Here is a 12,237-nt window from a genome sequence, read left to right as displayed (position 1 = left end):
CGCTGCCCACGCCTGTCATACTCTGCGGTATAAGGTTAACGCTTTACCTCCCGAGGCTGGCCGACAGCACAGCTTAGGGCACACTCAGTTTTTTATATTTGCGAGCATTATGAGATTTAATATATTTGCACTTTTAATGTGCCTTGTTGCATTACCTGCTATGACTACAGCAAACGAAAAAAACATCTATGGTTTAAACGAGCATGTGTATATCGCCGATATTGATATGCACATGACAGCCAAGTTGGATACAGGCGCCAAAACCGCTTCTCTTAGCGCGCGCGATATTGAGCGCTTTAAGCGTGATGGCGAAGCGTGGGTGCGTTTTTATTTAGCACTGGATGAAGCACACGAACACGCGTTCGAGTTACCCATTGCCCGCATCAGTAAGATTAAGCGTCGCTCAGGCGATTATGACCCCGAAGAAGATAAAAGTTATACACCGCGCCCCGTGGTCAAAATGGCAGTATGCATGGGCCGCACACTGAAAACCATTGAAGTGAACTTAACTGACCGCAGCACCTTCCAGTACCCATTTTTATTGGGCTCAACAGCGCTGAAAAAATTTGGCGCACTGGTTGATCCAAGCTTAAAATATTCTGTGGGCAAACCACAGTGCGACACCCAAAACACTACCATCGCCATTGCTGAGTAATTATCATGCGCTCATTAACACTGCATCTAAAAATACTAATCGCTCTGTGTGTCATCATCGGAGCATCGGTTACGGCCTACCAAGTATATGTTTTGGGTATCCCGGTATCAGCGGATGAAACAGACAACCTATGGAACATCGATGCCAAAGTTGCCTTTAATGCCAATGGTAATGAGCCGGTTAAGCTGCAGATGTTTGTACCGCCACTCAATCAAGCCTATGTCAGCCTCAATGAAAGCTTTATCTCCAACAACTATGGTGTCAGTGTCAATGTCGTTGATGATAACCGTCGCGTAACCTGGTCTGCGCGACGCGCCAAAGGCAAGCAAACCCTGTATTACCGCATGGTGATGACCAAGCGCTATAGCTCGGCTCAAGTTAAAGAAAAAGGCCCAATTTACCGCGAAACCCTGCCTATCGAGGGTGCTGAAAAAATAGCGGCAGAAGCTCTATTGGCGCCCATTCGCCAGCACTCTGCCGATGTCGAAACTTTTATTAGCGAAGCCATTAAGCGCGTCAATAATACCAGCGATGACAATGTGCGCCTGCTGCTGGGTGGTGACACCTCGAGCGAACGCAAGGCAGATGTCGTCGATTTGCTGCTATCAATTGCCCACGTACCCATGCAGCGTTTGCACACCATTCGCTTGCAAGCTGATATCGCGCAAGAGCCTGAATTGTGGTTGCGTAGCTTCAATGGCGATAAATGGCTGTATTTTAACCCGCAATCAGGCGCACAAGGTCTGCCCAGCGACCGTATGATCTGGTGGTTTGGTGATGAGCCATTAGTCGGCTTAGAGGGTGGCAGCAAGGCTGCAGTAACCTTCACGCTTAACAACAGTGAGATCAACGCGATCCGTTTAGCGCAACTGAGCAATGAAAACGCTGATGCCAGCTTTTTAGACTACACCCTGTACGGTTTGCCGCTGCAAACTCAGCAGACTTACCAAATCATGATTATGATTCCGCTCGGCGTTATGGTCATTCTGATTTTGCGTAACCTTGGCGGCCTGCAGACATTGGGTACCTTTACTCCAGTGCTGATTGCCCTCGCCTTCCGTGAAACCCAACTGGGCTTTGGTATTGTGCTGTTTACTGTGATTACCACCTTAGGTTTATCACTGCGCTCCTACCTAGAGCACCTGAAATTACAAATGCTGCCAAGACTCTCGGTGGTTCTGACCTTTGTTGTGGTATTGATTGCAGTGATCAGCCTGTTCAGCCACAAACTTGGCTTAGAGCGCGGCTTATCTGTAGCTTTATTCCCTATGGTGATTTTAACCATGACCATCGAGCGCCTGTCCATTACCTGGGAGGAGCGCGGCGGCAACCATGCCTTTAAAGTCGCAATCGGTACATTATTTGCTGCCGCTTTAGCGCACTACCTGATGAGCATTCCTGAGCTCAACTACTTTATCTTTACCTTCCCTGCCGTGCTGTTGATTATGGTCGGCTTTATGTTGGCGATGGGCCGCTACCGCGGCTACCGCTTAACAGAACTGTTCCGCTTCAAAGCCTTCTTAAAGGACTGATGCCATGTTTGGGTTAATTAAAACGTGGCGCGAGCTCAGCGCCAAAGGCATCATGGGCATCAACCGGCGCAATGCTGATTACGTGCTTAAGTACAATAAGCGTCATCTGTATCCACTGGTGGACGATAAAATCCTCACCAAAGAACGTGCGCTTACCGCCGGTATTAATGTGCCTGAAATGTACGGCATTATTTCCACCGAAAAAGAAATCGAAAAACTCGATAAAATTATTGGTGGACGTAAAGATTTTGTTATCAAGCCGGCTATGGGCGCGGGTGGTGACGGCATTTTAGTGATCGCTGATCGCTTTGAGGATCGTTATAAAACAGTCTCTGGCAAGATCATCAGCCATGAAGAAATTGAATACCAAATCTCCAGTATTTTAACTGGCCTGTACTCACTTGGAGGCTCACGTGACCGCGCGTTAATTGAGTACCGCGTGACACCTGATCCACTGTTTAAAAGTATCAGCTATGAAGGTGTACCGGATATTCGCGTGATTGTGCTGATGGGCTACCCAATTATGGCCATGCTACGCTTGCCGACCCGTCAATCTGGTGGTAAAGCAAACTTACACCAAGGCGCAATTGGTGTTGGTGTTGATTTAGCCACGGGGCTCACCCTGCAAGGCACTTGGCTGAATAACAAAATCAGTAAGCATCCTGACACCAGCAATCATGTGGCAGGTGTGCAGCTGCCTGATTGGCATGGCTTTATGACACTGTCAGCCGGTTGTTATGAGCTGTGCGGGCTAGGTTACATTGGTGTGGATATGGTGCTTGATCAAGAAAAAGGGCCATTGATTTTAGAGCTCAACGCCCGTCCTGGTTTGAATATTCAAATTGCTAACAATGCTGGGCTGACTCTGCGCGCGCATGCCGTAGAAAATCACCTCGCTGAGTTAAAACGTCAAGGCATCACTGAATCAGTTGAAGAACGTGTGCGTTTTTCACAGAATTTATTTGCCAGCAGCCCTCCTTAATATCACTGAAAAGGCCTAAGACGCTAAATCCTATGGGACTTAGCGTCACCCACTGTCTATGCTCACTTGCCAGTTGTTTGCGCTTGATTACCATACCGATCCCGCCCATCACTTTGCAAAAGTGCATGCACACAGTGGTGCTGTTCTGCTGGACTCAGGACAACCAAGCAGCCAGCGCGGTCGTTTTGACATTCTCAGTGCTTGGCCGCTGGCTTCTATTACGCCAAACGCTGCTGAATCCATCGACAGCTTTCGTCAGCGCTGCCAAGCATTGCTCAAGCAACTTGCAGTCTGCCAAGCACCTGATGCGCTGGAACTGCCCTTTACTGGCGGCTTATTGGGTTATTTAACCTATGAGCTCAACAACCTTGCACAATGCACTGAAGTCGAAGGTTTACCCAGCGCAACAGTGGGTCTGTATGACTGGGCACTGATCAATGACCATCAACTGCAACGCTGCTGGCTGGTCTGTCACCCAAGCATGAGCAGGCAACGCCAAAAAGAACTGCAGCTATTGTTTGAATCCGAGACCAAGTGCGATCAGATTGCCAATGATAACAATCGTTTTCAATTGACCGAGCCATTCAAAGCACAGATTAGCCCAGAGCGGTACCACAGCGACCTACAGCGTATTCACGATTACATTGGCGCAGGTGACTGCTACCAAGTCAATTACACGCAGCGTTTTAGCAGTCATTATCAAGGCGATGCGTGGCAAGCCTATATCAGTTTGCGTGAGCGCTGCCCTACTCCGTTTGCCAGCTTTATCCGCGTCAATCAGCAGCAAGCTATTGTCAGTTTATCGCCTGAGCGTTTTATTCAAGTACGTCAACGTCAAGTCGAAAGTCGCCCGATAAAAGGCACGCGCGCCCGCGGTGCAACTGCAGCAGAGGACCAAGCTCTAGCCGATGCGTTGCTCAGTAGTGCTAAAGACCGTTCCGAAAACCTAATGATTGTCGATTTGCTGCGCAATGACTTAGGCCGCTACTGCAGCACTGGCAGCATTCGCGTCCCTGAACTGTTTGCCCTAGAAACGTACCCCAACGTGCACCACATGGTCAGCAGTGTTACTGGCACCTTGGCCGAGCAATTTGACGCTTTGGATGTGTTGATCGGCAGCTTTCCTGGCGGCTCAATTACCGGCGCACCGAAGCAGCGCGCTATGCAGATTATCCAATCACTTGAAGCCAGCGTGCGCAGCATTTATTGCGGCAGTATTTTTTATCTGGATACGCGTGGCGAAATGGACAGCTCAATTAGCATTCGTACAATGTTGGCAAATAATGGTGAGATCAGTTGCTGGGGTGGCGGCGGCATTGTCTATGACTCCAATAGCGACGAAGAATATCAAGAGTCAATTCAAAAAGTACGGGTACTGATGGACACCTTAGAAAATCACTATTTGCCGAGTCCTCCTCAGCGCTAGAACTGGGTATTAATAATATAGGCAGCGCCCAACGCACAGGCAATACAAACGCAAGCACCGAGTATCGCTTGCCAATAAAAGCGTCTAGCAATGTCATCCTCACCATAACTTGACAAAATAAACGGCTGCTTTTCTTCGGGTTTTCGTAAATAGTGCTGTGCAGGATCGCTGCTGCGTATGCGATGCAAGCGCTGCGCCTCGACTTTTGCACTGTCACGTACATTTTGCCACTCTTGCTGATCGAGATGACCATTACGGTCACGATCAAAACGGCGCAGCAAGCCCGCATAGTCTTGTTTCCATTCACGGATCAGCGCGCCCTGACTGGCATTCAAATCAAACGCATCACCGCCACCGCCACGGCTAAAAAAGTCACCAATAGCATACAGCGGTTCATTTACATGCAAGCGCTGCTCTGTATAGCGGTAGCGTTTCACACCACTGAGCATGCTTTGCAGGAAACTCTTGCGCAGCTGCTCCTTACGAGGATGCCGCGCAATACCGTACCAAACACGCTTGGTCATAGGAATGACATGTGCGCCGACAGGATCAATTAAGCACTCGCCGGTGCCGTCGTTTAAGCACAACAGCGCTGCACTGCTTTTTTTCTCGACTTGTTGCCAGCGTTTGTTGTTATTACCGCTGCGTATTTGCTCATCAATACTAAATAACCACCAGACACAGGGCTCACCACTTAAAGGCGCACTTAATTGTCCTACGCCGTTCTTGAGCACACCGTACAATTCAACATAACCTTGTGCCGCTGAACGTATTTTGGAGGTTGGAGTATCCAGCAGGTAACGCGCTTTTTTTAATTTATAGATGCTCCACCAGCCACTGGCAAAACTACCAAGCGTGGTGAGCCCTAAGGTGAGGCCAATGCCAACAATATCCACGCAGGCTTAACCAAACAGGCTTTTAATATCAACGTCCGCTTTTTCAGCATCACTAAAACGCAACAGCTCAGCCGCGGCAAAATTAAAATAACGAGCAATGAACACATCTGGAAACTGTTCGATACGCACGTTATTAAGATTGACCGCTTCGTTGTACAGTTCACGGCGATCAGCAATGCCATTCTCCAAGCCACTGATGCGTTGTTGTAAAAACTGGAAGCTTTCGTTGGCTTTTAACTCAGGGTAATTTTCTGCCAAAGCAAATAACTTACCTAAGCCTAAGCGCAAACCGGTTTCAGCTGTACCTAATGCGCCAATATCATGTTGCTCACGGGCATTGGATACTGCATTGCGCGCACTGATGACGTCTTCTAAGGTTTGACGTTCGTGCTGCATGTATTGTTTGCAGGTTTCTACCAGTTTTGGCAGCTCATCGTGGCGTTGCTTAAGCAGTACATCAATATTGGACCATGCTTTAGTCACGCTGTGTTTTAAGCGCACCAAGGCGTTGTATAAACTGACGCCCCAAGCCAGCACTAAAATAGCGGCAATCAATAACCCCACTAAAAACAAACTCATCGGACGCTCCATTGGCTGTCATCACAAAACCGCAGTTTAATCGCTAGAACAAGCAGATGCCATTGTTTATAGGTTGTAGGGTTTGAAGTTGAGATCTAGCTCTTAGCCAGCAGCACATTACGATGCAACAGCAATGAGACTTACGCAAATCCCGCCAACAACACAGCACGCCCCCATACTGTTAGTGCATGACGCAAGGCGCAGTTGAGTGCGGTGTATGCCGTACTTCAGGATTGGTGTTTATCCGTCGATGAACCCCGGATGGGCTCGTTAAGGGAAAAACAGACTTAGCACAGTGCGCCATATGCACAATGCCTGCATTTAGCAACTCACGCAAAACTGCATTGCAGACGAGACGACAAGAAACCCACACAAACCCAGCCAGCACAGACAAACACAATTGAACCCCAGCTAAAACACGCATCTAAAGTATCCACAGCTAGCAACTAAGCATTTTCCGCTATACTACACTCAACCCTACATTAGCCTTTAAAACGGTTTATTGACTATGCGTAATGATGCACAAGATGACATTGACGAACTCCCAAAATTAACATCCGAGCGCAAAGAACCACGGCTTGATACCTCGGCAGTGCATACAACGCTAATCGACAGTCACAGAAATGCTACACCCCCAACAAACACTCAAAACCGCTCGAACAAAGCTCTCGGCATTTTATCAGCCGTGACCATTGCTATTGCATGCTCAAGCACTGCTTTTGCTTGGTGGAGCATGCAACGCATGCAATTATTAGAACAGCAACTGATAGCCACACAAGACAGCTTCTCAAAAATCAATGAAGATGCTGCAGGCCGTATTAACGCGATCACCGGCAAAGTCAGCGCCACGCAAAACACAGTACTTAGCGATAACGAAGCATTAAGAAAACAGCTTAATACTCTACAGAGCAGCACAGTAGACACATATAAACAGCAGCAAATCAGCTTAACTGAAAACTCAACACACTTGAGCAAACTCCGTGCTGAGCTCGCCTCCCTAGCTGAGCGCAGCAACAATCTAAGCAGTCAGTTAGAAGCGCAAAAAACCACGGCACTACAGCAAGAAAAAGCAGTTCATGCAGCCAATGCAGCACAATCAGAACTGAGCAAAAGCCTCACAGCCCAGCAAACACAACTGCAAGACTTACACAGCACGCTAGAAGCCAACCAACAACAACTGGCCCAACTAAAAGAGCTCGACACCCGTTTAACAAGCGTATCTACAGCGCTCAGCTCGCTGCAAAAGAACACAGCACTTAATGATGATATTGCCCGCATACAACAAGAGCTACTGATCTTGCGTAGCCAAGTCGATAACCAGCCCGCACCTGTAAGCCATACTGGTCCCACCATTGCTGACTTTGACGCCTATCGTGCACAGACCAATCGCACCATCACCACATTGCAAAAACAAGTACTCAACTTACAAAAAAACACGCCGTAGCGTGTTTTTTTGTCCTGACTATTTAAACCACTTACTGCAGTTTAAATTGATCAACCAACCTGCGCAGCTCAACACTTAATCGTACCAACTCTTCACTGCTCTGCGCCGTTTGCGTCGCCCCACTTGAGGTCGTATCAGCAATTGTACTGATCGCCGTAATATTGCGATTAATCTCTTCTGCAACAACGCTTTGCTCCTCTGCTGCAGTTGCAATCTGGATATTCATATCGTTAATCGTCGTCACTTCAGCAGCAATCACGTGCAAACTATGCGCGGCTTTTTCTACACAGTCTGAGCCTGAGGTTGCACGTCCTTGCGCGCCAGACATAGCACCTACAGCATTTTTTACGCCCTGCTGCAATCGCTCAATTGTGTTTTGAATTTCCTCAGTCGATTTTTGTGTTCGCGATGCTAATGTGCGCACCTCATCAGCAACCACCGCAAAACCACGACCTTGCTCGCCGGCCCGCGCCGCTTCAATGGCCGCATTTAAAGCCAGCAAGTTGGTTTGTTCAGCAATGCTCTTAATCACATCTAAGACTGCACTGATACTCTCTGTATCAGCTTCCACCTGCTGCACCACTTGCGCCGCACTTGCAATTTCAGTGATCAGCTCTTTAATTCCTGCAATGGCTTGCTCTGCAACTAAAACACCTGCCTTGGACTCATCATCTGCACCTTGTGAGGCTGCAGCTGTTTGCGTGGCATGACGAGCAACCTCTTGCACTGTGGTGCTCATTTCATTCATGGCTGAAGCAACCATGTCAGTTTCAGTACGCTGCTCCATAACGGCTTGCAGAGTGGAGTCGGCAACACTAGCAACCCTATCGGAGACATTATTGAGTTGCTGAGTGACATCAGACACCGCGTGCAAACTGTTCTTAAACTTGGCAATCATGTCATTGAAAGCCTGTCCAACTGCCCCCACCTCATCGCGTGCTTCAATCTTTACACTGTGGCTTAGGTCGTCATCTTCAGCAATCGCCTCCATCGTATGGCGCATGGCGTTGATACGTCTTACTACTGTGCGTCGTACAATAAATACGATAATGGCTAACCCCGCCAGCAACAACAGCAGCTGAATACCAGCGGCTGTCCATAAGTTGCGTTCAACACGGCTGTCAAGTGCAGCCAGCGAATAGCTGATGCGTACCGCCCCCACAACAGAGTTTTCAGGAACAATATGGCACACTAAACAATCGGTACCGCGATAATCTTTTTCGGCATATATCGGGTTAAGCACCGTTAACAGACGGCCATTTGCGTCTTCTGAGATTTCAACAACTTCTTCACCAAGCAACGCGCGACGATCAAGCTCATCAGCAGGGGCCTGATGATCATAACCAGGGCCATACGCTGAGTTGATAGCATCAGTACGAATAATGCGCGCATCTGTCACGCTAGGATGGGCAAGAATTTTATCGCGCAAGACACCTCGTTGCGCCATGGTTCCGGTCAGCATCATGGTATTAATGCTATCGAAATAACTGTCTGCAGTATCCTTGGTCTGCTGTTCAACAAGCTCTAGTACTAATGTTTTTTCGTTATAAACAGAAAAGAACAGTGCCGCTGACATCACCACGGAAAGCACCGACAACAGTGCAATATTAATTTTTGTTTGTACCGACATCTGTCGTTTTGCAGACTCGTGACCCATAGCTGTTAACCCCAAGGCGGCTAAATTAAATTATTGATGCCTGCATCACCCAGACACCACAAACTGATAACCTGTTCACAGTTTTACTATCATACACAGAGTTAAGTATCGGCAAATACAACAGCAACTAAAGAAATACTTTAAAATTGGCATATATTTCTTTTTCGCAAAAGAACAAGTCGTATTTTTGGCGTTATTTTTTTGACAACAATACCCTGTGCAGACACATGTGCTCCATACAAAGCAGGATACATGCCAAAAACTCCATTTTTGGCATGTATCCCGGAAACAGAGCCAGCCTAAGCCAGTTCTACGCTCTGTTCATTTGCACAGGTCAATACTAAGCGATCTTCTGCAACATCTATTCGGGCAATACCGCCATTCTCAGCTAGATCACCAAACAATATTGCTTCCGCCAGTGGACGCTTAATATGCTCTTGGATCAAGCGCGCCATGGGCCTTGCACCCATATCTTGATCATAGCCATGCTCGGCTAACCAGTGGCGCGCGGCGGTGCTCACGTCGAGCTGTACCCGTTTCTCTTCCAGTTGCGCCTGCAACTCTGTTAAGAACTTATCGACAACGGACTCTAATGTTTTCGCACTTAAGCGACCAAACTGAATGATGCTGTCGAGGCGGTTACGAAACTCCGGACTGAAGCTTTTCTTCAGCACTTCCATCGCATCACTGCTGTGATCTTGCTGGGCAAAGCCCATCGAAGCGCGCGCTGCAGACTCTGCCCCAGCGTTGGTGGTCATCACCAAAATTACATGTTTAAAGTCAGCTTTACGGCCGTTATTGTCAGTCAGCGTGCCGTGGTCCATAACCTGCAACAATAGGTTAAATACATCTGGATGGGCCTTTTCGATTTCGTCTAACAACAACACACAATGTGGTTGTTTGGTAATTGCTTCGGTGAGCAAACCACCTTGATCAAAACCGACATAGCCCGGTGGTGCACCGATTAAACGCGAAACAGTATGGCGTTCCATGTACTCAGACATATCAAAGCGCACCAACTCAATACCCAGCGAATTAGCCAACTGCTTAGCCACTTCGGTTTTACCGACACCAGTAGGGCCTGCAAACAAGAATGAGCCAACCGGTTTGTTGGCCGACTTAAGCCCTGCTCTGGACAGTTTAATTGCTGTCGCCAAGGCATCAATCGCTGCATCTTGACCAAACACAGTCAAGCGTAAATCACGCTCAAGATGGCGTAATTGTTCTTTATCAGAACTGCTGACTTGCCGCGTTGGAATACGGGCAATTTTGGCAATAATCTCTTCTATTTGCGTGACATCAATGCATTCAGCACGCTCGCCCTCAAGCTGTAAACGCTGAAAAGCACCGGCCTCATCGACCACATCAATGGCTTTATCGGGCATATAGCGATCATTGATGTGCTTTGCTGCTAATTCAGCAGCTGCACGCAGCGCTGCATCGGTGTAACTGATCTGATGATGCTGCTCGAAATGTTCTTTTAAGCCCTGCAGAATCCGATAAGTATCATCCACTGACGGCTCAGTGATATCCACTTTTTGGAAGCGTCGCGCCAAGGCCCGATCCTTTTCAAACACTTCACGAAACTCTTGATAGGTGGTTGAACCAATGCAGCGGATTTCCCCAGACGACAACAATGGCTTAAGCAAATTGGACGCATCCATGACACCACCAGACGCCGCACCAGCACCAATGATCATATGGATTTCATCAATAAACAAAATTGCGCTAGGCCGTTTACGCAGTTCATTAAGCAAGTCTTTGAGGCGTTTTTCAAAATCACCGCGGTATTTAGTGCCAGCCAACAGCGCACCCAAGTCCAGCGAATACACCACGCTTTCTTGCAAAATCTCAGGTACTTGACCATCAATAATACGCCGCGCCAGGCCTTCAGCAATGGCTGTTTTACCAACACCCGCCTCGCCCACCAATAAAGGATTGTTTTTGCGGCGACGTACTAAAATCTGCGCCACACGTTCAAGCTCATGCTCTCGACCAATCAATGGATCAATTCGGCCTTGACGTGCTTGCTCATTTAAATCTTGCGCGTATGCCAACAAAGGATTGGTCGCTGCTTCTCTACTGGGCTCGCCTGCTTCAGCGTCTGCATCATCTGCAGCAGAGCTGTCATGCTCAGCAGCTAAGCCATGCGAAATGTAGCTGACCACATCAAGGCGTTGCACTTGATATTTTCTGAGTAAATACACCGCATGGCTATCGGCTTCACTAAAGATTGCCACCAAAACACTGGCACCACCAATCTCTTCTTTACCCGAGCTCTGCCCATGAAACACTGCACGCTGTAAAACGCGCTGAAAGCCAAGCGTAGGCTGGGTATCAACGTCTTGGATATGCTCTGGCAAAAGAGGGGTGGTGTTGATAATAAAGGCACGTAACTCTTCTCGTAATGCATCGAGATTTGCACCACAGCCACGCAAAACTTTTGACGCTTCGCGGTTATCCAGCAAAGCCAACAATAGATGTTCAACCGTCATAAACTCATGGCGACTGACGCGTGCATCTTTAAATGCAAGATTGAGGGTGACCTCAAGTTCTAAATTCAACATGGTTTCACCTCATTTAAAACAATGTGCCTATTTATACGTCTTTCTCTATTTCACACAGTAAAGGATGCTGGCACTCTCGCGCATATTCACTGACCTGATGTGCTTTGGTTTCAGCAATATCACGCGTATACAAACCACATACAGCACGCCCTTGGTGATGCACCGCAAGCATGGTTTGTGTGGACTGCTCACGGCTCATGGCAAAGTAGGTTTCTAACACTTCGACCACAAAGTCCATCGGTGTGTAGTCATCGTTAAGCATTAATACACGGTACATCGGCGGTGGCTGTAACTCAGGTTTGGCCGGTGCCGTGGCTAAATCATCGTCATACTGCTCAAAATGGTCTGGATTTAGGGGATTAACAGTCATGTTCGCTACGCTTTAAATCTAAAGAATGTGTATAGCTGTCAATATACTACGCTTTGCCTGACTTGGCTCGCAAAGAGATAATCGAACACTCACCCATGTCCTACAGAATGATGCGAACAACGCACATTT

The 12,237-nt window shown here is 47.9% G+C and carries 10 protein-coding genes and 1 pseudogene; 5 read left to right on the top strand and 6 right to left on the bottom strand.

All coding sequences use genetic code 11. The features are described 5' to 3' along the window. Positions 1-109 precede the first annotated feature (109 nt). Genes FXF61_RS05295 through pabB form a run of 4 tightly spaced genes read left to right on the top strand, consistent with a single transcriptional unit; the run spans position 110 to position 4,595 of the window. Positions 110-655: an ATP-dependent zinc protease gene (locus FXF61_RS05295; RefSeq protein WP_151184280.1), complete on the top strand. Its 546-nt coding sequence runs from the start codon at positions 110-112 to the stop codon at positions 653-655. 5 nt (positions 656-660) lie between these two features. Next, positions 661-2,187, top strand: a complete 1,527-nt coding sequence (locus FXF61_RS05290) for an inactive transglutaminase family protein (protein ID WP_151184279.1) — start codon at positions 661-663, stop codon at positions 2,185-2,187. Between the two features lie 4 nt (positions 2,188-2,191). Then, complete coding sequence (locus FXF61_RS05285; protein ID WP_151184278.1) at positions 2,192-3,169, top strand: alpha-L-glutamate ligase-like protein; 978 nt, start codon at positions 2,192-2,194, stop codon at positions 3,167-3,169. 58 nt (positions 3,170-3,227) lie between these two features. After that, positions 3,228-4,595: an aminodeoxychorismate synthase component I gene (gene pabB, locus FXF61_RS05280; protein ID WP_151184277.1), complete on the top strand. Its 1,368-nt coding sequence runs from the start codon at positions 3,228-3,230 to the stop codon at positions 4,593-4,595. Here the strand turns inward: pabB and FXF61_RS05275 are convergent. Further along, complete coding sequence (locus tag FXF61_RS05275) at positions 4,592-5,485, bottom strand: GIDE domain-containing protein (protein ID WP_371921500.1); 894 nt, start codon at positions 5,483-5,485, stop codon at positions 4,592-4,594. The genes pabB and FXF61_RS05275 overlap by 4 nt on opposite strands. A gap of 12 nt (positions 5,486-5,497) precedes the next feature. Then, on the bottom strand, positions 5,498-6,070 hold the full coding sequence (locus tag FXF61_RS05270) for a LemA family protein (protein ID WP_151184275.1): 573 nt from the start codon (positions 6,068-6,070) through the stop codon (positions 5,498-5,500). 742 nt (positions 6,071-6,812) lie between these two features. On the opposite strand from FXF61_RS05270, the gene FXF61_RS05265 reads away from it, so the two are divergent. Beyond that, positions 6,813-7,514: a hypothetical protein gene (locus FXF61_RS05265; protein ID WP_151184274.1), complete on the top strand. Its 702-nt coding sequence runs from the start codon at positions 6,813-6,815 to the stop codon at positions 7,512-7,514. 31 nt (positions 7,515-7,545) lie between these two features. Here the strand turns inward: FXF61_RS05265 and FXF61_RS15275 are convergent, their stop codons facing one another. The 4 genes and pseudogenes from FXF61_RS15275 to clpS all read right to left on the bottom strand — a co-directional run bounded on the left by FXF61_RS15275 (position 7,546) and on the right by clpS (position 12,108). After that, a complete protein-coding gene (locus tag FXF61_RS15275; RefSeq protein WP_371921499.1) occupies positions 7,546-8,277 on the bottom strand; it encodes a methyl-accepting chemotaxis protein in 732 nt (243 codons plus the stop codon). A 138-nt stretch (positions 8,278-8,415) separates the two neighbouring features. Continuing rightward, positions 8,416-8,961 (bottom strand): annotated as a pseudogene (locus tag FXF61_RS15270) (HAMP domain-containing protein); the annotation flags it as partial. Between the two features lie 509 nt (positions 8,962-9,470). Continuing rightward, on the bottom strand, positions 9,471-11,738 hold the full coding sequence (clpA, locus tag FXF61_RS05255; RefSeq protein ID WP_151184272.1) for an ATP-dependent Clp protease ATP-binding subunit ClpA: 2,268 nt from the start codon (positions 11,736-11,738) through the stop codon (positions 9,471-9,473). Positions 11,739-11,769: 31 nt separating this feature from the next. Then, positions 11,770-12,108: an ATP-dependent Clp protease adapter ClpS gene (gene clpS / locus FXF61_RS05250; protein WP_151184271.1), complete on the bottom strand. Its 339-nt coding sequence runs from the start codon at positions 12,106-12,108 to the stop codon at positions 11,770-11,772. Positions 12,109-12,237: the final 129 nt, after the last annotated feature.

Origin of the sequence: Pseudomonas sp. C27(2019) (assembly GCF_008807395.1) — a bacterium.
Taxonomy (GTDB): Bacteria; Pseudomonadota; Gammaproteobacteria; order Pseudomonadales; family Pseudomonadaceae; genus Denitrificimonas.
This window is presented reverse-complemented; position numbering and strand designations above follow the sequence as displayed.

Coding starts and splice junctions, on each gene's coding strand:
- FXF61_RS05270 (WP_151184275.1), bottom strand. CDS start 6,070: ATGAGTTTGTTTTTAGTGGGGTTATTGATTGCCGCTATTTTAGTGCTG.
- FXF61_RS05290 (WP_151184279.1), top strand. CDS start 661: ATGCGCTCATTAACACTGCATCTAAAAATACTAATCGCTCTGTGTGTC.
- FXF61_RS05285 (WP_151184278.1), top strand. CDS start 2,192: ATGTTTGGGTTAATTAAAACGTGGCGCGAGCTCAGCGCCAAAGGCATC.
- clpA (WP_151184272.1), bottom strand. CDS start 11,738: ATGTTGAATTTAGAACTTGAGGTCACCCTCAATCTTGCATTTAAAGAT.
- FXF61_RS15275 (WP_371921499.1), bottom strand. CDS start 8,277: ATGGTTGCTTCAGCCATGAATGAAATGAGCACCACAGTGCAAGAGGTT.
- pabB (WP_151184277.1), top strand. CDS start 3,228: ATGCTCACTTGCCAGTTGTTTGCGCTTGATTACCATACCGATCCCGCC.
- clpS (WP_151184271.1), bottom strand. CDS start 12,108: ATGACTGTTAATCCCCTAAATCCAGACCATTTTGAGCAGTATGACGAT.
- FXF61_RS05295 (WP_151184280.1), top strand. CDS start 110: ATGAGATTTAATATATTTGCACTTTTAATGTGCCTTGTTGCATTACCT.
- FXF61_RS05265 (WP_151184274.1), top strand. CDS start 6,813: ATGCAATTATTAGAACAGCAACTGATAGCCACACAAGACAGCTTCTCA.